The organism is Micromonospora sp. WMMD1102 (assembly GCF_029626265.1).
Classification (GTDB): domain Bacteria; phylum Actinomycetota; class Actinomycetes; order Mycobacteriales; family Micromonosporaceae; genus Plantactinospora.
In genome coordinates, this window is the sequence record NZ_JARUBN010000001.1 from 5,759,409 (window position 1) to 5,780,063 (window position 20,655).

Consider the following 20,655-nt stretch of genomic DNA (forward strand, 5'->3'; position numbering starts at 1 on the left):
TCCTCCCGGGCTCGCTAGCCGAGGATCGCCCGCCGGACGTGCAGCACGTACGCCCAGACGGCGGCGAAGATCAGCCCCAGCGCGCCGAGCGACCAGTGCAGGAAACCGGCGAGCAGCAACAGCCCCTGGAGTACGGTGCCGGCCTGCCAGGCCCAGTCCCGGCGCAGGAAGCCGGCCAGTACGACAGCCAGCACCGCGAGCCCGACGATCACGCCGATGGCGGCGCCGCCCAGTTCGCCGCCGAGCAGTCGGATCGGCTGGATGGCGAGCAGTAACACAAGCGTCTCGACGCTCAGCGTCAGCGCGCCGAGGCCGCGCACCGCCCGGTTCGGGTCCCGCAGCCCCGAGGGCCGCCCGCCGCCGGGCGTACCCGCCGCGCCGCTGCCGTCGGGAGTGGTCATCGCTTCAGCAGGCGCCGCGCGTCGGCCACGGTGACCACCGAGCCGGTTACCAGTACACCCACCCCGCTCAACTCGCCCTGCACGTCGGACTCGGCCAGCGCCACGGCGGCCTCGATCGCGTCCGGCAGCTCCGCAGCCACCTCGACCCGGTCCGGCCCGAAGACCTCGACGGCCAGTTCGCCGAGTTCGGCGGCCGGCATCGCCCGGGGCGAGCTGTTCGTGGTGACCACCACCGCGTCGACCGCCGGTTCGAGCAGTTCGAGCAGGCTCGGCGCGTCCTTGTCGGCCAGTACGCCGACCAGCGCGATCAGCTTGCTGAACGCGAACTCCTCCTGGAGGGCGGTGACGGTGGCCGCCATGCCCTGCGGGTTGTGCGCCCCGTCCAGCAGGATCGTCGGGGCGGACCGGACCCGCTCCAGCCGGCCCGGCGAGTCGGCGGTGGCGAAGCCCTGCCGGACGGTCTCGACGTCGAGCTGGCGGGACGCCCCCGCGCCGAGGAACGCCTCGACGGCGGCGAGCGCGATCGCGGCATTCTGCGCCTGGTGCGCCCCGTGCAGGGGTACGAAGACGTTGTCGTAGACCCCGCCGAGGCCCTGCAACGACAGCACCTGGCCGCCGACCGCCATGCTCCGGCGCAGTACGCCGAACTCGCCGCCCTCCCGGGCGATGGTGGCGCCGACCTCGGCGCAGCGCTCCAGGATCGGCCCGGCGGCCTCCTCCGGCTGGACCGCCGAGATCACGGTCGCGCCCTTGTGGATGATCCCGGACTTGTGCAGCGCGATGTCGGTGACGGTGTCGCCGAGCCACTCGGTGTGGTCGAGCCCGATCGGGGTGATCACGGCGACTCCGGCGCTGAGCACGTTCGTGGAGTCCTCCGCCCCGCCGAGCCCGACCTCCACCACCGCCACGTCGACCGGGGCGTCGGCGAAGGCGGCGAAGGCGAGCGCGGTGGTCATGTCGAAGTACGTCAGCGGCTCGTCGGCGCGCTCGTCGACCAGCCTGGCCAGCGGCGCCACCTCGTCGTAGACGGAGACGAACCGCTCCTCGCCGACCGGCTCGCCGTCCAGGCTGATCCGCTCCCGCACGGTCTCCAGGTGCGGGCTGGTGTACCGGCCGGTGTGCAGCCCGAACGCCCGGAGCAGCGAGTCGATCATCCGGGCCGTCGACGTCTTGCCGTTGGTGCCGGTCAGGTGGATCGCCGGGTACGCCCGCTGCGGGCTGCCGAGCAGGTCCAGCAGTTCCTCGATCCGGCCGAGGTCGAAAACCATCCGGGTGTACCCGCGAGCGGCAAGTTCCGCCTCGACCCGGGCGAACTCCGCCGCCCGCTCCGCACGTTCACTCACCGCGTTCCTCGCCCCCGCACCGTACGCCCCCTGTCCCACCGGCCCACCCTGACAACCCGCACCGCCCCACCGCCGACAAACCCGCCGCCGACCACCTGCACCGCCGACCAACCCACCGTCGACAACCCACCGCCGACAACCTCGATCCGGACCGGGCGCCGGTCAGCCCAGGGCCGCGAGGGCGCTGGCGATCCGCTCCAGGTCCGCCTCGGCGGCCGCCAGCCGGCCCTTGATCTTGTCGACCACCGGCTCCGGCGCCTTGGCCAGGAAGGCCGGGTTGTCGAGCTTCGCCCGCGCCTGGTTGATCTCCTTCTCGGCCGCGGCCCGGTCCTTGGCCAGCCGGGCCCGCTCGGCGGCGACGTCGATCGAGCCGCGGGTGTCCAGGGCCACCGTCACCGCGCCGGAGACCGCCAGGGTGGCGCTGGCGGCGAAGTCCGGCCCCGCCTCGTCCAGCCGGACCAGCGAACGGATCAGCGGCTCGTGCGCGGCGATGCCGGCGACGGTCAGCCCGTCGAGCCGGGCCGCCACCCGCTGCGCCGGCCGCAGCCCCTGGTCGGAACGGAACCGGCGGATCTCGGTGACCACCCGCTGCAACTCGGCGATCTCGCGCTCGGCGGCCTCGTCCCGCAGCCCCGGCACCGCGCTCGGCCAGGCGGCGGTCATCACCGACGGCCCGGCCGCATCCGAGCCGGCGTACTCGGTGCCGGCCAGCGCGGTCCAGAGTTCGTCGGTGACGAACGGCACCACCGGGTGCAGCAGCCGCAGCAGCTGGTCCAGCACTCCGCCGAGCACCCGGCGGGTGACCTCGGCCGACTCGCCGCCACCGGCCAGCACCGGCTTGGCCAGCTCGACGTACCAGTCGCAGACGTCGTCCCAGGCGAAGTGGTAGAGCACGTCACAGACCTTGGCGAACTCGTACGCCTCGAACTGCTCGTCCACCTCGGCGGTGACCTGCTGCAACCGGGAGAGGATCCACCGGTCCACGGTCGAGAGCCGGGCCGGCTCCGGCAGCTCGCCGGCCACGTGTGCGCCGTTCATCAGGGCGAACCGGGTGGCGTTCCAGAGCTTGTTGCAGAAGTTGCGGGAGCCCTGGCACCACTCGTCGCTCACCGGCACGTCCTGGCCGGGGTTGGCGCCCCGGGCCAGGGTGAACCGGGTGGCGTCGGCGCCGTACCGCTCGATCCAGTCCAGCGGGTCGACCACGTTGCCGAAGGACTTCGACATCTTCTTGCCGTACTGGTCGCGCACCATGCCGTGCAGCGCGATCACGTCGAACGGCTGCCGGCCGTCCATCGCGTACAGCCCGAACATCATCATCCGGGCGACCCAGAAGAAGAGGATGTCGTACCCGGTCACCAGCACGCTCGTCGGATAGAACTTCGCCAGGTCGGCGGTGGACTCGGGCCAGCCGAGGGTGGAGAACGGCCACAGTGCGCTGGAGAACCAGGTGTCCAGCACGTCCGTGTCCTGGGTCCAGCCGTCGCCGGTCGGCGGCTGCTCGTCCGGGCCGACGCAGCGCACCTCGCCGTCCGGGCCGTACCAGACCGGGATCCGGTGCCCCCACCAGAGCTGTCGGGAGATGCACCAGTCGTGCATGTTGTCGACCCAGCCGAAGTACCGCTTTGCCATGTCGGCGGGCTCGATCTTCACCCGGCCGTCCCGCACCGCGTCGCCGGCCGCCCGGGCCAGTGGTCCGGTGTTGACGAACCACTGCAACGACAGTCGCGGTTCCACAGTCGTACGGCACCGCGAGCAGTGCCCCACCGCGTGCACGTACGGCCGCTTCTCGGCGACGATCCGGCCCTGTTCGCGGAGCGCGGCGACGATCGCCGGCCGGGCCTCGAACCGGTCGAGTCCCTGGAACGGGCCGTGCGCGGTGACGACACCCCGCTCGTCCATGATCGTCAACGACGGCAGGTCGTGCCGCTGGCCGATCTCGAAGTCGTTCGGGTCGTGTGCCGGGGTCACCTTGACCATGCCGGTGCCGAAGCTCGGATCGACGTGCTCGTCCCCGACGATCGGGATCCGCCGCCCGGTCAGCGGCAACTCCACCTCGGTGCCGATCAGGTGCTTGTAGCGCTCGTCGTCGGGGTGCACCGCCACCGCGGTGTCGCCGAGCATCGTCTCGGCCCGGGTGGTGGCGACCACCACGTCGTCGCTGTACCGGATCGAGACGAGTTCGCCGTCGTCGTCGGTGTGCTCCACCTCGATGTCGGAGAGCGCGGTGAGGCAGCGCGGGCACCAGTTGATGATCCGCTCCGCGCGGTAGATCAGGCCGTCGTCGTACAGCTTCTTGAAGATCGTCTGTACCGCCCGGGACAGCCCCTCGTCCATGGTGAAGCGTTCGCGGTCCCAGTCGACGGAGTCGCCGAGCCGGCGCATCTGGCCGAGGATCTTGCCGCCCGACTCGGCCTTCCACTGCCAGACCCGCTCGACGAACTTCTCCCGGCCGAGGTCGTGCCGGGAGAGCCCCTCGCCGGCGAGCTGCCGCTCGACGAGGTTCTGGGTGGCGATGCCGGCGTGGTCCATGCCGGGCAGCCAGAGCGCCTCGTAGCCCTGCATCCGGCGGCGCCGGGTGAGGGCGTCCATCAGGGTGTGCTCGAAGGCGTGGCCCATGTGCAGCGAGCCGGTGACGTTCGGCGGCGGGATGACGATCGTGAACGGGGGCTTGTCGCTGTCGGCCGAGGCCCGGAAACGCCCGGCCGCTACCCACTCCTCGTACCGCCGACCTTCTACCTCGCCCGGCTGGTACTGGGCGGAAAGGGTCGGGGCCGGGGCGCGGTTCGCATCCAGAGTCTCGGTCACCCTCGAAGTCTACGAGCCTGGCCGCCGGCCCCGTCGTGCGCCACCTCCGGCTCGCGTACGGTGGCGGTTATGTCGTCCGATGCCCCCCGTCCCGACCGGCACACCCCGGCTGGTTCCGGCGCCCCGATCGAGATCAGTTCGCAGCCGATCGTGCTGGACCGGTCGAGCGAGCGGGACCGGTCGAGCCAGCGGGACGCCGGGGCGGTGGACGTCACACCGGCGCGCGATGCCGAGCCGGGGCCCGGCGATCCGGGTGACGGAGGTCCGGGCGCCGGGAGCCCGGGGGGCGGCCGGCCGTCGCGGCGCCGGAAGATCGTCCTCGGCTCGGTCCTGGCGGTCAGCCTCGCCGGCGCCGCCGTCTTCGGCACGGTGGGCTGGCGCATCATGCAGCAGAAGGACGCCACCCTCGCCACGCCGGTCGAGGTCGCCGGCCTGACCCGGGACGAGAGCGAGAGCGCGCAGGCGACCATCGAGTATCTGCGGACCGCCGTGAACGCCGAGGTCGACTTCACCGAAAGCTTCGGCGCCGTCTACACCGACCCGGCCAGCCCGGACCGCAGCGTCCTGCTCTTCGGCGGTACGGCGCTGATCTGGCAGCCGGAGCGGGATCTCGACCTGCTTTTCGACCTGGCGGCGGAGGAGGACACCCCGGTCGCCGGCATCCGTACGGTGGACGCCGGCCCGCTCGGCGGAACCTTGAAATGCGGGACGGCGCCGATCCAGGACGGCGAGCTGGTCTTCTGCGGCTGGGCCGACCACGGCAGCATCACGATGGGCATGTTCGCGGGCCGTTCCGTCGACGAGTCCGCGGCGCTGCTCCGAGACATCCGCGGCGCCGTACAGAGTCGCGACTGAAGGCTCGCGGCGCTGCCCCGCCAGCAGGGGTTTGCCCGGGGGCAGCCCGGGGGCCTCGCCCCCGCAGCTTGCTCCGCAAATGACACGAAAACAGGAGTGGCGCCGCCCGTAACCGGGTGGCGCCACTCCTGTGAAGATGTCCGGCGGCGTCTTACTCTCCCACACCCTCCCGAGTGCAGTACCATCAGCGCTGGAAGGCTTAGCTTCCGGGTTCGGAATGTAACCGGGCGTTTCCCCTCCGCCATAACCGCCGTAACCCTATCAACAACACAAACAACAACCCACCCACACGTGGGAAACATTGTTCGTTTGCTGTGAATCACACAGTGGACGCGTAGCAACCTTGTAGTCAAGTCCTCGGCCTATTAGTACCGGTCAACTCAACCAGTTACCTGGCTTACATCTCCGGCCTATCAACCCAGTCGTCTCACTGGGAGCCTTACCCCCTAAACGGGGTGGGATACCTCATCTTGAAGCAGGCTTCCCGCTTAGATGCTTTCAGCGGTTATCCCTCCCGAACGTAGCCAACCAGCCGTGCCCCTGGCGGGACAACTGGCACACCAGAGGTTCGTCCGTCCCGGTCCTCTCGTACTAGGGACAGCCCTTCTCAAGTATCCTACGCGCACGGCGGATAGGGACCGAACTGTCTCACGACGTTCTAAACCCAGCTCGCGTACCGCTTTAATGGGCGAACAGCCCAACCCTTGGGACCTGCTACAGCCCCAGGATGCGACGAGCCGACATCGAGGTGCCAAACCATCCCGTCGATATGGACTCTTGGGGAAGATCAGCCTGTTATCCCCGGGGTACCTTTTATCCGTTGAGCGACACCGCTTCCACACGCAAGTGCCGGATCACTAGTCCCGACTTTCGTCCCTGCTCGACCCGTCAGTCTCACAGTCAAGCTCCCTTATACACTTACACTCAACACCTGATTGCCAACCAGGCTGAGGGAACCTTTGGGCGCCTCCGTTACATTTTAGGAGGCAACCGCCCCAGTTAAACTACCCACCAGACACTGTCCCTGAACCCGATAAGGGCCCGAAGTTAGATACCCAAACCAACCAGAGTGGTATTTCAAGATTGCCTCCACCTACACTGGCGTGCAAGCTTCACCGGCTCCCACCTATCCTACACAAGCTAATTCAGATACCAATGTCAAGCTATAGTAAAGGTCCCGGGGTCTTTCCGTCCTGCCGCGCGTAACGAGCATCTTTACTCGTACTGCAATTTCGCCGGGCCTGTGGTTGAGACAGTGGGGAAGTCGTTACGCCATTCGTGCAGGTCGGAACTTACCCGACAAGGAATTTCGCTACCTTAGGATGGTTATAGTTACCACCGCCGTTTACTGGCGCTTAAGTTCTCAGCTTCGCCCCGAAAGACTAACCGGTCCCCTTAACGTTCCAGCACCGGGCAGGCGTCAGTCCATATACATCGAATTACTTCTTCGCATGGACCTGTGTTTTTAGTAAACAGTCGCTTCCCCCTGCTCTCTGCGGCCATACAACGCTCCACCAGCAAGTGGCTTCACGTCTCCGGCCCCCCTTCTCCCTAAGTTACGGGGGCAATTTGCCGAGTTCCTTAACCACAGTTCACCCGATCGCCTCGGTATTCTCTACCTGACCACCTGTGTCGGTTTAGGGTACGGGCCGCTCGGAACTCGCTAGAGGCTTTTCTCGGCAGCATAGGATCACTGACTTCACCTGAATCGGCTCGGCATCACGTCTCAACCATATGATGTGCGGATTTGCCTACACACCGGCCTACACGCTTACCCCGGCACAACCACCGGCCGGGCTCAGCTACCTTCCTGCGTCACCCCATCGCTTGACTACTACCCGCCAGGTTCCCACGCTCCCCACCATTGATCCGAAGATCGCAGGCAGCTCGGGTGGTTAGCACAACGAGGTTCATCACGGGCGCTCCTACACGGGTACGGGAATATCAACCCGTTATCCATCGACTACGCCTCTCGGCCTCGCCTTAGGCCCCGACTCACCCAGGGCGGATTAACCTGGCCCTGGAACCCTTGGTCATCCGGCGGAAGGGTTTCTCACCCTTCTTTCGCTACTCATGCCTGCATTCTCACTCGTGCCGCGTCCACAACTAGGTCACCCCGCTGCTTCACCCCCGGCACGACGCTCCCCTACCCACCCACACACCTGGATGACGTTCGAAAACATCACCGAGTTAAAGTGTGAATGCCACAGCTTCGGCGGTGTACTTGAGCCCCGCTACATTGTCGGCGCGGAACCACTTGACCAGTGAGCTATTACGCACTCTTTAAAGGATGGCTGCTTCTAAGCCAACCTCCTGGTTGTCTATGCGACCCCACATCCTTTTCCACTTAGCACACGCTTAGGGGCCTTAGCTGGCGATCTGGGCTGTTTCCCTCTCGACTACGAAGCTTATCCCCCGCAGTCTCACTGCCGCGCTCTCACTTACCGGCATTCGGAGTTTGGCTGATTTCAGTAACCTTGTAGGGCCCCTAGACCATCCAGTGCTCTACCTCCGGCAAGAAACACACGACGCTGCACCTAAATGCATTTCGGGGAGAACCAGCTATCACGGAGTTTGATTGGCCTTTCACCCCTAACCACAGGTCATCCCCCAACTTTTCAACGTTGGTGGGTTCGGCCCTCCACGCGGTCTTACCCACGCTTCAGCCTGCCCATGGCTAGATCACCCCGCTTCGGGTCTAGAACACGCGACTACACGCCCTATTAAGACTCGCTTTCGCTACGGCTACCCCACACGGGTTAACCTCGCCACATGCCACTAACTCGCAGGCTCATTCTTCAAAAGGCACGCCGTCACCCACAAAAGCAGGCTCCGACGGATTGTAGGCGAACGGTTTCAGGTACTATTTCACTCCCCTCCCGGGGTACTTTTCACCATTCCCTCACGGTACTCGTCCGCTATCGGTCACCAGGAAGTATTTAGGCTTACCAGGTGGTCCTGGCAGATTCACGGCAGATTTCAGGAGTCCGCCGCTACTCGGGAACACCCACAAGAAAGACCAGATGCTTTCACCTACCGGACTATCACCGCCTACGGTTGGCTTTTCCACACCATTCAGCTAACACCTGGTATTTGTAACTTTCCGGATGGTTGTCAGCCCACCCCATGGAGTCCCACAACCCCGACCACGCAACCCCTGACAGGTATCACACGCAACCGGTTTAGCCTACATCCGCTTTCGCTCGCCACTACTCACGGAATCACTATTGTTTTCTCTTCCTACGGGTACTGAGATGTTTCACTTCCCCGCGTTCCCTCCACACACCCTATGAATTCAGGTGCAGGTGACACCACATGACTGGTGCCAGGTTACCCCATTCGGACACCCTGGGATCACAGCTCGGTTGACAGCTCCCCCAGGCCTATCGCGGCCTCCCACGTCCTTCATCGGCTCCTGGTGCCAAGGCATCCACCGTCCGCCCTTGACAACTTGACCACAAAGATGCTCGCGTCCACTGTGCAATTCTCAACAAACGACCAACCCACCACCCACAACCCCACACCAACAACCCACCAACAAAGGGGCCCGGTATGCGGGGCCAGGCGTGCCTGGCACAAGACAACAACCACACGGTTGTTCCCTCAGGACCCAACAGGATGCTCTACACCCACCACCAGCCGCACCAACCCAACACTTCCACACCCCACCAAGGGGCCGTACTCGTCAGATCAGCCGTTGCCAGCCGTGAACTTCGCCAGTGTCTCCGCCAACGAGCACCCCGCCACCACATCCGGGCAGCGCGGGCTCCTACCCGACCTTCGCCGGGAGGTGCTCCTTAGAAAGGAGGTGATCCAGCCGCACCTTCCGGTACGGCTACCTTGTTACGACTTCGTCCCAATCGCCAGCCCCACCTTCGACCACTCCCTCCCACAAGGGGTTAGGCCATGGGCTTCGGGTGTTGCCGACTTTCGTGACGTGACGGGCGGTGTGTACAAGGCCCGGGAACGTATTCACCGCAGCGTTGCTGATCTGCGATTACTAGCGACTCCGACTTCACGGGGTCGAGTTGCAGACCCCGATCCGAACTGAGACCGGCTTTTTGGGATTCGCTCCACCTCACGGTATCGCAGCCCATTGTACCGGCCATTGTAGCATGCGTGAAGCCCTGGACATAAGGGGCATGATGACTTGACGTCATCCCCACCTTCCTCCGAGTTGACCCCGGCAGTCTTCGATGAGTCCCCACCATAACGTGCTGGCAACATCGAACAAGGGTTGCGCTCGTTGCGGGACTTAACCCAACATCTCACGACACGAGCTGACGACAGCCATGCACCACCTGTGACCGCCCCCGAAGGACCCCACATCTCTGCAGGTTTTGCGGCCATGTCAAACCCAGGTAAGGTTCTTCGCGTTGCATCGAATTAATCCGCATGCTCCGCCGCTTGTGCGGGCCCCCGTCAATTCCTTTGAGTTTTAGCCTTGCGGCCGTACTCCCCAGGCGGGGCGCTTAATGCGTTAGCTGCGGCACAGAGAACCGGAGAGGCCCCCCACACCTAGCGCCCAACGTTTACAGCGTGGACTACCAGGGTATCTAATCCTGTTCGCTCCCCACGCTTTCGCTCCTCAGCGTCAGTATCGGCCCAGAGACCCGCCTTCGCCACCGGTGTTCCTCCTGATATCTGCGCATTTCACCGCTACACCAGGAATTCCAGTCTCCCCTACCGAACTCTAGCCTGCCCGTATCGGCTGCAAGCCCACAGTTGAGCCGTGGGTTTTCACAGTCGACGCGACAAGCCGCCTACGAGCTCTTTACGCCCAATAAATCCGGACAACGCTCGCGCCCTACGTCTTACCGCGGCTGCTGGCACGTAGTTGGCCGGCGCTTCTTCTGCAGGTACCGTCACTTGCGCTTCGTCCCTGCTGAAAGAGGTTTACAACCCGAAGGCCGTCATCCCTCACACGGCGTCGCTGCATCAGGCTTCCGCCCATTGTGCAATATTCCCCACTGCTGCCTCCCGTAGGAGTCTGGGCCGTGTCTCAGTCCCAGTGTGGCCGGTCGCCCTCTCAGGCCGGCTACCCGTCGTCGCCTTGGTAGGCCATCACCCCACCAACAAGCTGATAGGCCGCGAGCCCATCCCAGGCCGGAAAACTTTCCACCCCCCACCATGCGGCAGGAAGTCATATCCGGTATTAGCCCCCGTTTCCGAGGGTTATCCCAAAGCCTGAGGCAGGTTACTCACGTGTTACTCACCCGTTCGCCGCTCGAGTACCCCGAAGGGCCTTTCCGCTCGACTTGCATGTGTTAAGCACGCCGCCAGCGTTCGTCCTGAGCCAGGATCAAACTCTCCAACAAAGAACGTGGAAAATCAAAACCCAGCAACAATAAAAACACTTGCTGCCAAACAAAAAAACATTTGGCACTGGCTTATCAAGCACCCTGTTGAGTTCTCAAAGAACAACCACACACCGAACACAACCCCCCACCAGGAGGACCGCCCTCGGGGCAACTTGCCCAACCTACCCGTCTGGCCTCGCAGTGTCAAGCCCCAACTTCTGGCTTTCTCGCTTCGCCCGAAGGGTCCCCGTACGCACGCACACCGAAGAGTGGTGGTCGCTTCTGTCGGGGAAGAGCCCGCAGACCGGCCGATGGCCGCTCGCGGCGCATCTGCCCGGCTCCTGCCGGCTTCAGCTACTCTACCCGGTTGGTTTCGCAATCTCAACCTGAATGTCACCCGGTCGAGCGCACCACCCGGCCCCGGTCCCCGGCGGACTGCTGCCCTGTGGAGATCGAGGTGCTCGCGGCCCGGCCTGTCGTCCGGGGCGCCGCGCGCAGAGAGAAAGGTACGCCGCCGGCACACCCCGGCGCAAATCGACGTGCCCCTCCTGCCCGTGCCGCTGTGACCCGACCGTGCCCCGGTTGTCCGTGTCAGAGTCGGGCGGGCGTGTCAGAGTGGCAGGCATGGCCGCGTTCGCGAGCTCCATCGGGACCACCCTCGCGCAGGACAGCGTCACGGCGCTCCTGCTGCCTTTCTGGCAGCTCGTGATCGGTGGCCTAGTGCTGCTGGCCGTGGTCGCCTCGGTGCGCCGACTGGCCCGCCGGGGCCCGTCACGGATGACCACGGGACTGCTGGTGACCGCTTCGGCGATCATCGGCCTGGCCGTCCTCGGCATGCTGTTGCAGTGACCTGACCACAGGGACGGCCGGTGTCCGACGCGGACCTGCCGGGGGCGGCGATGTCCGAACGCGATCCCGGGGGCTTCCGCCGACGGAAGAACCGCGCTGGCGGTTCCGGCGACGTCCGGACGCCCGGCCTCGTCGGGACTCCCGGCCGACCCGATTCGTCAGAGGCGGCGGTTGGCCAGGCTGGGCAGTTCGGTGCGGATCTCGCGCAGCCGATCGAGGTCGAGATCGGTGACCACGATCCCCACGGTGTCGGGCGCCTGGCCGAGTACCGTCCCCCAGGGGTCGATCACCATGCTGCGGCCGTAGCAGGTGCGCCCTGGGTCATGGTCGCCGATCTGCCCCGCCGCCGCGACGTAGCACTGGTTCTCGATCGCCCTGGCGCGCAGCAGCACCTCCCAGTGGTCCCGGCCGGTGTGCATCATGAAGGCGGCCGGCACCACCAGCACCTCGGCCTCCCCGGCGACGGCGAGCTGCCGGTACAGCTCGGGGAAACGCAGGTCATAGCAGATCGACAAGCCGACGCGTACGCCGTCGACGTCGACGGTGACGGGCTCGGAGCCCGCGGCGACGCTCCGGGACTCCAGGTAGGAGACCCGGCCGGGAATCTCCACGTCGTAAAGATGGATCTTCCGGTACGTCGCGGCGAGCGCGCCGGTGCGGTCGAAGACCAGCGAGGTGTTGTAGGTGTGCTCCGGATCCAGGCCGATCTCGTGGAACGAGCCGGCGTGCACCCACATGCCGTGCCGCCGGGCCGCCTCGGCGAAGAAGCCGGCGAACTCGCCGTCGACCGGCTCCGGCGGCGGAAGACCACGGGACGGACCGAGATAGTCGACGTACTCCGGAAGGATCGCCAGGTCCGCCCCGGCGGCCGCGGCCCGGGCCAACAGCTCGCCGGCGACGGTCAGGTTGGCCTTCCGGTCGTCGCGGGCGTTGAGCTGGCAGACGGCGACGCGCATGCGGTGAGCCTACGGCGACGATCTCCAGGGGGCCAGGCTTGCCGGGACGTCCAGGCACCAGGCTTGCCGGGACGCCTGCGCCCGGTCGCCACTCGGGGCGACCGGCGCGGCGGGACAGACGTGCGTGTCGACCCGCACGAGCGGCCCGCCCGGCGGCCCGAACAGCCGGGCGGTCAGGCCGAGCGCTCCTCGCGGTCGCGACGGGCGCGGCGGCCGGTGAATTCGCGCGGCACGATCGTCGGGTTGACGTTCTCCAGCACCACACCCCGGGTGATCAGGACGCGGGCCGCGTTCGGGTTGCTGGGCACCTCGTACATCACCGAGAGCAGGACCTCTTCGAGGATGGCGCGCAGGCCCCGGGCGCCGGTGCCGCGCAACATCGCCTGGTCGGCGATCGCCTCCAGGGCGGCTGTCTCGAACTCCAGCTCCACGCCGTCCAGCTCGAAAAGGCGCTGGTATTGCCGGACCAGCGCGTTGCGCGGCTCGGTGAGGATCCGGACCAGCGCCTCGCGGTTGAGGCTCCGGACGTTGGTGATCACCGGGAGCCGACCGATGAACTCGGGGATCAGGCCGAACTTGAGCATGTCCTCCGGCATGACCCGGCCGAAGATGTCGTCGGTCGAACGCTCGGAGACCGAACGGAGGTGCGCGCCGAAGCCCAGCCCGCCCTGGCCGGTGCGGGCCTCGATGATCTGGTCCAGGCCGGCGAAGGCGCCACCGCAGATGAACAGCACGTTCGTGGTGTCGATCTGGATGAACTCCTGGTGCGGGTGTTTCCGGCCGCCCTGCGGCGGCACGTTGGCCACCGTGCCTTCCAGGATCTTGAGCAGCGCCTGCTGCACCCCCTCGCCGGAGACGTCCCGGGTGATCGACGGGTTCTCCGACTTACGGGCGATCTTGTCGACCTCGTCGATGTAGATGATGCCGGTCTCGGCCCGCTTGATGTCGTAGTCAGCGGCCTGGATCAGCTTGAGCAGGATGTTCTCGACATCCTCGCCGACGTATCCGGCCTCGGTCAGGGCGGTCGCGTCGGCGATCGCGAACGGCACGTTCAGCATCCGGGCGAGGGTCTGGGCCAGGTGTGTCTTGCCACACCCGGTCGGACCGATCAGCAGGATGTTGGACTTCGACAGCTCCACCCCGTCAGCGGAACCGGGCCCGCCGGCCGCCTCGGCCTGGATCCGCTTGTAGTGGTTGTAGACCGCCACCGCGAGGGCCTTCTTGGCCTGGTCCTGACCCACGACGTACTGGTCGAGGAACTGGCAGATCTCCATCGGCTTGGGAAGCTCTTCCCACTTCACCTCGCCGGACTCGGCCAGCTCCTCTTCGATGATCTCGTTACAGAGGTCGATGCACTCGTCACAGATGTAGACCCCGGGGCCCGCGATGAGCTTCTTGACCTGCTTCTGCGACTTGCCGCAGAAGGAGCATTTCAGTAGGTCGCCACCGTCGCCGATCCGTGCCACCTACGTTCTCCCTGCGCTCATCGGCCAGCCTGTCTGAGCAGATGCACTGGCCTGCGGACGGTCCACCCCGTCGGTCATGTTCGCCGGCCGGTCCCGACCGGCGGTGGGCGGTGCAGAACCGACGTTACCCGCTACCCGAGGTTTCTCCGACCCCCAAAACGGGTGTGTCAGGGGCCGGCCGCCGTACGACCGGTCGGCCGACCCCCGGACCACAACGATCAGCTCGAGGCGTTGGCCGCGAGCAGGCCCTTCTTTCGGCTGGTCAGGATGGTGTCGACCAGGCCGTACTCCCGGGACTCCTCGGCAGTCATGAACTTGTCACGGTCGATGTCACGACGGACCCGTTCGATCGGCTGGTTGGAGTGTCGGGAGAGCATCTCCTCGAGCTGGGTACGCATCCGCAGGATCTCCCGGGCCTGGATCTCGATGTCCGAGCCCTGCCCGTAGCCGCCCTCGGTGGCCGGCTGGTGGATGATGATCCGGGAGTTCGGCAGCGCCATGCGCTTGCCGGGCGTACCGGCGGCGAGGAGCACGGCGGCGGCGCTGGCCGCCTGCCCGAGGCAGACGGTCTGGATGTCCGGCCGGACGTACTGCATCGTGTCGTAGATCGCCGTCATGGCCGTGAACGAGCCGCCGGGCGAGTTGATGTACATGATGATGTCGCGGTCCGGGTCGGTGCCCTCCAGCGTCAGCAGCTGGGCCATCACGTCGTTTGCCGACGCGTCGTCCACCTGCACGCCGAGGAAGATGATCCGGTCCTCGAAGAGCTTGTTGTAGGGGTTCGACTCCTTGACGCCGTACGAGGTGCGCTCGACGAAGGAGGGGAGCACGTACCGGTTGTGCACGGGCTGGAAGCCGCCACCGGCAAGCAGGGTCGGGTCAGTCATCGTTTCCGCTCCTCAGCTCAGGGTCCCGGCGCCTTCCGGAACCTGCGCGGCCCCGGTGATCACCTTGTCGATGAAGCCGTAGTCCTTGGCCTCGGTGGCGGTGAACCAGCGGTCCCGATCCGAGTCGGCCTCGATCTGGGCCTGCTCCTGGCCGGTGTGGTGGGCCACCCGCTCCTGGAACATCCGCTTGGTGTAGAGCATCTGCTCGGCCTGGATCGCGATGTCCGAGGCCGTGCCGCCCATGCCGCCGGAGGGCTGGTGCATCATGATCCGCGCGTGTGGCAGGGCGTAGCGCTTGCCCTTGGTGCCGGCGCAGAGCAGGAGCTGGCCCATCGAGGCGGCCATGCCCATGGCGACGGTGGAGACGTCGTTGTCGATAAATTGCATGGTGTCGTAGATCGCCATGCCGGAGTAGACCGAGCCACCCGGCGAGTTGATCCACAGGTTGATGTCGCGGCCGGGATCCTCGGCGGCGAGCAGCAGCAGCTGTGCGCAGATGCGGTTGGCGACCTGGTCGGTCACCTCGCTGCCAAGGAAGATGATCCGCTCCTTGAGCAGCCGGTTGTAGACCGAGTCGTCGAGGTTGCCACCAAGTGCGTCCGCACCGCGGGCCTGGGTCACCCGCAGGGGCATAGCTGAGAAGTCTGAACCAGTCATGGCAGCCCTTCGCTCTCCGTGCGTCTTACGCCCGACATTAACCGCTGGCCGGGGTCGTAACGTCCCGGTCCGGGCACTGTTCGCTAACAGCGCAGTTGCCGGTGCGCCGGGGGTGCTCCCCCGTTGTCCACCGACGGCGGCGCGCTGACCGCCCGGGGCGTACCCGGTGGGGTTTCGTCCCGGGCGGGCCCGGAAGCGGCGCGTCCGGGCCCGGCGGTCGCGACACCGCGCGGTCCAGCGCTCCGCTCAGTGCTCGTGGTCGTGCTGGTGGTCGTGCTCCTCGTCACTGGCCGCGCGCAGCTCGTCCAGGCTGATCGGGTTGCCGGCCGAGTCGGTGATCTTGATCCGCTCCATCACCATGGCCAGCGCCTTGCCGCGCCGGACGTCGCCGAAGACCGCGCCGGCCGCGCCGGAGCGGACGAGCTGGTCGTAGTACTGCTGGGGGGCCATCCCGGCGCGCTGCGCCCGGTGCACGATCTCGTGCCCGAACTCGTCGTCGGAGACCTGCACCTGCTCGGCGTCGGCCAGGGTGTCCAGCAGAAGCTGGATCTTGACCCCCTCGGTGGCCGCGTCCTTCAGCTCGGCGTCGATCTGCTCCTCGGTCTTCTCCTCGGAGGCGAGGTATTCCTCCAGGGAGGCGCCGATCCGCTCCAGCTGGTCGACCATGGCCTGCTTGCGGTGCTCGACCTCCTCGCGCACGACCCCCTCCGGAGCCGGCACGTCGGCGGCGGCCACCATCTGCTCCAGGGCGCGGTCCCGGGCGGCGTAGATCTGCTCGACCTTCTTCGACTTGCCGACCCGCTCGCGGAGGTCACCGCGCAGCTCGTCGAGGGTGTCGAACTCGCTGGCGAGCTGGGCGAAGTCGTCGTCGAGCGGGGGCAGCTCCTTCTCCTTGACGGTGCGGACCGTCACGGAGACGTCGGCCTCCCGGCCGGCGAAGTCGCCGCCGACGAGCTGGGTCTGGAAGGTGGTCGCGTCACCGGCGGAGAGGCCGACCAGCACCTCGTCCAGCCCCGGCAGCAGCTGCTTGCTGCCGACCTCGTGTGAGATGTTCGTGGCCGAACCGCCCGGCACCTCCTCACCGTCGACGGTCGCCGCCAGGTCGAGCTGGACGAAGTCGCCCTCCTGGGCGGCCCGCTCGACGGTCTTCAGCGTCGCGAACCGCTCCCGCAGGCTGGCCACCTGGGTGTCGATGTCGCCCTCGTCGATCTGGAGCTCGTCGACGGTCACCTCGACGGCGGAGAGGTCCGGCAGCGTGATCTCGGGGCGGACGTCCACCTCGGCGGTGAACTTCAGCGCGTCACCGTCGTTGAACTCGGTGATCTCGACCTCGGGCCGGCCCAGCGTCTTCACGTCGTGCTCGCGTACCGCCGCGAGGATGTTCTCCGGGATGGCCTCCTGGACGGCCTCGTTGAGCACCGTGCCGCGGCCGACCCGCTGGTCGATGACCGCCGCCGGCACCTTGCCACGCCGGAAGCCCGGGATGCTGACCTGCGAGGCGATCTCCCGGTACGCCTTCTTGAGGCTCGGCTCGAGCTCGACGAACGGCACCTCGATGGCGAGCCGCACGCGCGTCGGGCTCAGAGTCTCGACGGTGCTCTTCACAGGCGTACTCCTTGACGGATCTCGATCTTGATTCTGGGCCGGTATTCAGCCCATCGAGTGTAGGCGAGCCGGCGGACACGCCTGACGGCGCGGTGTGCGAGCCTCGTCGAGACTCGTCCCACGGCCACCGAGGGCACCCCGGCCGCCGCAGACCCCCGCCGGTGCGCGGGCTGGCTCGCGAACGCGGGCTCCCCCGCAACGGCGGGCGACAGTCGGGGTGGCGGGATTTGAACCCACGGCCCCTCGCTCCCAAAGCGAGTGCGCTACCAAGCTGCGCCACACCCCGTGGCGGTGAAGAGTCTATGCCGTCCGGTCCGGGTCCCGCCCGCCCGGTCTCCGCCCCCGGCCGCCGTGTCGTCCCGATCCAGCTTGATCCCCGGGTACGCGGGAAGCTGGTGCCCCCGTCTTCCGCCTGCTCGACTGGCCGGCGGCCGGGGTGCGCGAGCGCCACGGTGGGATACCGGTGTCCAGTGGGCGGGGCGACCCGTTAGGCTGTCCGACGCGTCCCGAGATGATCGGGGGCGAGCGCGGGCGTAGCTCAATGGCAGAGCTTCAGTCTTCCAAACTGACGGTGCGGGTTCGATTCCCGTCGCCCGCTCCAGTCCTTCCGGCCCAGGTCAGTGGCATGATCGCCCCGCCTGGGCCGTTTCGTTTCCAGCTCTCTTTGATCTTGCGTGCCATTCGCGTGCCAGTAGCGCGGGACCTGCCGTCCAGCACGGCGCTCCGGGGCGCCTCTTCGCCGACTTCGGGGTCGCCTTGGTGTAGACGCTCACCGCCTGGCCCTCGGCGGCAAAGGATGGACGGCCAGCAGAGACGCACGGACGAGGATCTGCGTCTGGTCGGTGGAACGACCGTCGTGCGCGATCTTCACGCCCTCCAGCCAGACCCACTCATGCTGCTCCGGCCGGTTCGTCACCAGGCGCACGCCGGTTACCCAGAGCGTGACCGGGCCGTCGGTCGCCCGGAACCGATCGGCGGCATCGATCCGGACCACCTCGCCGAGCTGCACCCGAACGTCAAACACCGCGCCCCCTCGTCGACACGGCCCGGCCGGCGGTATGCCGAGGCTTGGGCGGGACGGGTCGGAGCCCGGCGAGCTGGACGAAGACCTCCCGACGCTCCACCGCCGCCCCGGCACGGTCGAGCGCGTACCCGGTCAACCAGCACCACCCGTAGTACGTTGCACGCTCCGACACGCTGGTCACCCGCAACACCAACGCCCGATCATCGGCAAACTGCACCGACGCCCGCCCGTCCAGCAACAGCACGTCACCCGGCCTTGGCACCAACACACCCCTTGACGTCGACATCAGCCCGCCATCCCCTCCGAGGGCTGGAGGGGCGCCGAGGCGGGCGGGCATTCAGACGGCAGCACGTCGACCGTGCAGCCAGGCGCCGGCACCCACCCCGACGCCCAGCTCACGAAACCGACACCCGACACCAGCCCGCACAGTCCAGACACGACCGCCGCGCCAACAACCGCGACGAATTGCCCGAGAACGCCACCGACCGCAGCGCCACTCGCAAAGTGACGTGCTTCCAACCATTGCCAGCGCAGGAACGACAAGCGGTCAACAGGTTGTGCTCGATCATTGACACAGGTTGTGACGCAACCGGGCCAGCAACCCGGAAAATCATTCCGGGGTCGGCAGGCCCAGGGGAGGCATCGTGCGCGGCATGCCCAGCACACTCACGATCGGCGAACGCGTCGCCTGGTACCGCCGCCGACGTGGACTGTCTCAGGAAGTCCTCGCCGGGCTGGTCGGCCGTACCGCCGACTGGCTCGGAAAGATCGAGAACAACCGCATCGAGCTGGACCGGCTCTCCGTCATCAAGAGCCTCGCCGACGTTCTCGACATCTCGCTCGGCGACCTACTCGCCGAACCGTCCCTGCTCGACTGGACCGCCGACAGCGGCACCGACACCGTGCCCGCCCTTCGCGCCGCCCTGATGAACTACCGCGTCATCAGCCCCTTCGGGCAGGCCAGCGACGGTCAGGCCCCGCCGCCCAGCATCGTCGACCTCAAGCGCGACGTAACCGCGTTGTGGAACGCCTACCAGGACTCCCGATTCGGGTACGTCACCGGTCGCCTACCCGACCTGCTCCACCGCGCCCAAGCCGCCGCCGACGGACTCGACGGCGAGGGCCAGGACCAGGCCCGCCGACTCCACGGACTCACCTACCAACTCGCCGCGACCCAGCTCACCAAACTCGGCGAGACCGACCTCGCCTGGATCGCCGCCGACCGCGGCCTTGCCGCCGTACGCCCAACCGGCGACCCCATCGTCACCGGCTCACTCCTCCGGTCGGTCGGCCATGCCCTGCACTCCACCGGCCGCTACCAAGAGGCCGTACGCCTCACCGAGGATGCCGCTGCCTACCTCGAAGCCCACCTACGCCAGCCCACACCAGCACCCGCGCTGCTGTCCGTCTACGGCACCCTGTTCCTGTCCGGCGCCATGGCCGCCGCCCGCGCCAACGACCCCTACACCACCCGGACGTTCCTCGCCACCGCCGAGGAGACCGCCAGCCGACTCGGCACCGACGGCAACCACCTCTGGACCGCGTTCGGCCCCACCAACGTCGCCATTCACCGCGTCGCCACCGCTGCTGAACTCGGCGACGTCCAAGTCGCCGTCGACCTCGGCCCCCGCGTCGACACCACCGGCCTACCCATGGAACGCCGCGTACGCCACGCCCTGGAAGTCGCCCGCGCCTACAACTCCTGGAACCGCGCCGACGAGGCCCAGGCCGCCCTACTCGACGCCGAACAGATGGCACCCGAACAGGTCCGCCATCACTTCCTCAGCCGACAACTCGCCCTCACCTGGATCCGCCGCCAACGCGGCAAGCCCTCCACCAAACTAGTCGGACTCGCCCGCCGCCTCAACGTGCTCGACTGATCCACCCTGGCTACGCTGCCGCATGTGACGCCAACCCAGACGCCGCCGCCCGTGGCAACCCCACGCGTCGCGGCAGGCGCCCTCTTCTTCGACGACGAAGGCCGAGTACTCCTCGTGAAGCCGTATTACAAGGACCACTGGGACATCCCAGGCGGGTACGTCGAGCCCGGAGAGTCACCCCGCGCTGCCTGCATCCGCGAAGTCCGCGAAGAACTCGGCCTCACCATCGATCTCGGCCCCATGCTCGTCGTCGACTGGGCACCCGCCCCCAACGAAGGCGACAAGATCCTATTCGTCTTTGATGCACGGCAGTTGGGCAATAACGATCAGCGGCGCATCACCTTCCCCGATGGCGAACTCATCGAATGGCGCTTCATCGCCCTTGAGAACGTTAACGAGTACGCTCCGGCACGGCTAGCCCGCCGCATCCGCAGCGCAGTTGTCGCTAAACAAGCAGCCCACGCCGGCTATGCAGAATATGGAGATTTGGCTTAAACGAGCTAGTTCTCTCAAGGCCTAATTCCCTCCCCGGCTGGACACCACCTCGCCGAACAAGTGCGTCTATGGCTCTCGACAATCTCATCGAGACTTACCACGGACATTACCATGCACAACGTTCAGCCGAGG

The 20,655-nt window shown here is 66.8% G+C and carries 14 protein-coding genes, 2 tRNA genes and 3 rRNA genes; 5 read left to right on the forward strand and 14 right to left on the reverse strand.

Features of this window, described 5'->3' with window-relative positions:
* Positions 1 to 14 precede the first annotated feature (14 nt).
* From O7626_RS25760 to O7626_RS25770, 3 genes are all read right to left on the reverse strand, one after another.
* The gene (locus O7626_RS25760) at positions 15 to 401 is read right to left on the reverse strand and encodes a DUF4233 domain-containing protein (protein WP_278063671.1); all 387 of its coding nucleotides are present in this window, start codon (positions 399 to 401) and stop codon (positions 15 to 17) included.
* The gene (locus O7626_RS25765) at positions 398 to 1,669 is read right to left on the reverse strand and encodes a folylpolyglutamate synthase/dihydrofolate synthase family protein (RefSeq protein ID WP_278066315.1); all 1,272 of its coding nucleotides are present in this window, start codon (positions 1,667 to 1,669) and stop codon (positions 398 to 400) included. The genes O7626_RS25760 and O7626_RS25765 overlap by 4 nt, the downstream gene beginning before the upstream one ends.
* A gap of 237 nt (positions 1,670 to 1,906) precedes the next feature.
* A complete protein-coding gene (locus O7626_RS25770; RefSeq protein WP_278063672.1) occupies positions 1,907 to 4,549 on the reverse strand; it encodes a valine--tRNA ligase in 2,643 nt (880 codons plus the stop codon).
* A 69-nt stretch (positions 4,550 to 4,618) separates the two neighbouring features.
* Between O7626_RS25770 and O7626_RS25775 the strand changes: the two genes are divergently transcribed.
* Positions 4,619 to 5,404 carry a hypothetical protein gene (locus tag O7626_RS25775; protein ID WP_278063673.1) on the forward strand — a complete coding sequence of 262 codons (786 nt, stop codon included), beginning with the start codon at positions 4,619 to 4,621 and terminating at the stop codon, positions 5,402 to 5,404.
* A 138-nt stretch (positions 5,405 to 5,542) separates the two neighbouring features.
* Here O7626_RS25775 and rrf read toward each other — a convergent pair.
* From rrf to O7626_RS25790, 3 genes are all read right to left on the reverse strand, one after another.
* Positions 5,543 to 5,659: ribosomal RNA gene (gene rrf / locus O7626_RS25780) — 5S ribosomal RNA — on the reverse strand.
* A 90-nt stretch (positions 5,660 to 5,749) separates the two neighbouring features.
* Positions 5,750 to 8,861: ribosomal RNA gene (locus tag O7626_RS25785) — 23S ribosomal RNA — on the reverse strand.
* 344 nt (positions 8,862 to 9,205) lie between these two features.
* Positions 9,206 to 10,722, reverse strand: a 16S ribosomal RNA gene (locus tag O7626_RS25790).
* Together the 16S, 23S and 5S rRNA genes form the textbook arrangement of a ribosomal RNA operon.
* Before the next feature lie 606 nt (positions 10,723 to 11,328).
* Between O7626_RS25790 and O7626_RS25795 the strand changes: the two genes are divergently transcribed.
* Positions 11,329 to 11,553: a hypothetical protein gene (locus O7626_RS25795; protein ID WP_278063674.1), complete on the forward strand. Its 225-nt coding sequence runs from the start codon at positions 11,329 to 11,331 to the stop codon at positions 11,551 to 11,553.
* A 158-nt stretch (positions 11,554 to 11,711) separates the two neighbouring features.
* Here the strand turns inward: O7626_RS25795 and O7626_RS25800 are convergent, their stop codons facing one another.
* From O7626_RS25800 to O7626_RS25825, 6 genes are all read right to left on the reverse strand, one after another.
* Positions 11,712 to 12,509: a carbon-nitrogen hydrolase family protein gene (locus O7626_RS25800; RefSeq protein WP_278063675.1), complete on the reverse strand. Its 798-nt coding sequence runs from the start codon at positions 12,507 to 12,509 to the stop codon at positions 11,712 to 11,714.
* A gap of 173 nt (positions 12,510 to 12,682) precedes the next feature.
* Positions 12,683 to 13,975 (reverse strand): ATP-dependent Clp protease ATP-binding subunit ClpX, encoded by a 1,293-nt coding sequence (gene clpX, locus O7626_RS25805; protein WP_278063676.1) that lies wholly within the window; start codon positions 13,973 to 13,975, stop codon positions 12,683 to 12,685.
* A gap of 218 nt (positions 13,976 to 14,193) precedes the next feature.
* The gene (locus tag O7626_RS25810; RefSeq protein WP_101367584.1) at positions 14,194 to 14,862 is read right to left on the reverse strand and encodes an ATP-dependent Clp protease proteolytic subunit; all 669 of its coding nucleotides are present in this window, start codon (positions 14,860 to 14,862) and stop codon (positions 14,194 to 14,196) included.
* A 12-nt stretch (positions 14,863 to 14,874) separates the two neighbouring features.
* Positions 14,875 to 15,495 (reverse strand): ATP-dependent Clp protease proteolytic subunit, encoded by a 621-nt coding sequence (locus O7626_RS25815; protein ID WP_278063677.1) that lies wholly within the window; start codon positions 15,493 to 15,495, stop codon positions 14,875 to 14,877.
* A gap of 270 nt (positions 15,496 to 15,765) precedes the next feature.
* On the reverse strand, positions 15,766 to 17,124 hold the full coding sequence (tig, locus tag O7626_RS25820; RefSeq protein ID WP_278063678.1) for a trigger factor: 1,359 nt from the start codon (positions 17,122 to 17,124) through the stop codon (positions 15,766 to 15,768).
* A 212-nt stretch (positions 17,125 to 17,336) separates the two neighbouring features.
* Positions 17,337 to 17,410, reverse strand: a tRNA-Pro gene (locus O7626_RS25825).
* Positions 17,411 to 17,651: 241 nt separating this feature from the next.
* Here O7626_RS25825 and O7626_RS25830 point away from each other — a divergent pair.
* Positions 17,652 to 17,725: transfer RNA gene (locus O7626_RS25830), tRNA-Gly, on the forward strand.
* A 168-nt stretch (positions 17,726 to 17,893) separates the two neighbouring features.
* Here O7626_RS25830 and O7626_RS25835 read toward each other — a convergent pair.
* Together O7626_RS25835 and O7626_RS25840 are read right to left on the reverse strand one after the other, a co-directional pair.
* A complete protein-coding gene (locus tag O7626_RS25835) occupies positions 17,894 to 18,133 on the reverse strand; it encodes a hypothetical protein (RefSeq protein ID WP_278063679.1) in 240 nt (79 codons plus the stop codon).
* Positions 18,134 to 18,140: 7 nt separating this feature from the next.
* Positions 18,141 to 18,410, reverse strand: a complete 270-nt coding sequence (locus tag O7626_RS25840) for a hypothetical protein (RefSeq protein WP_278063680.1) — start codon at positions 18,408 to 18,410, stop codon at positions 18,141 to 18,143.
* A 391-nt stretch (positions 18,411 to 18,801) separates the two neighbouring features.
* On the opposite strand from O7626_RS25840, the gene O7626_RS25845 reads away from it, so the two are divergent.
* Entirely contained in the window at positions 18,802 to 20,028 is a 1,227-nt protein-coding gene (locus O7626_RS25845) for a helix-turn-helix transcriptional regulator (protein WP_278063681.1), read from the forward strand.
* A gap of 24 nt (positions 20,029 to 20,052) precedes the next feature.
* Entirely contained in the window at positions 20,053 to 20,523 is a 471-nt protein-coding gene (locus O7626_RS25850; RefSeq protein WP_278063682.1) for an NUDIX hydrolase, read from the forward strand.
* Positions 20,524 to 20,655 lie beyond the last annotated feature (132 nt).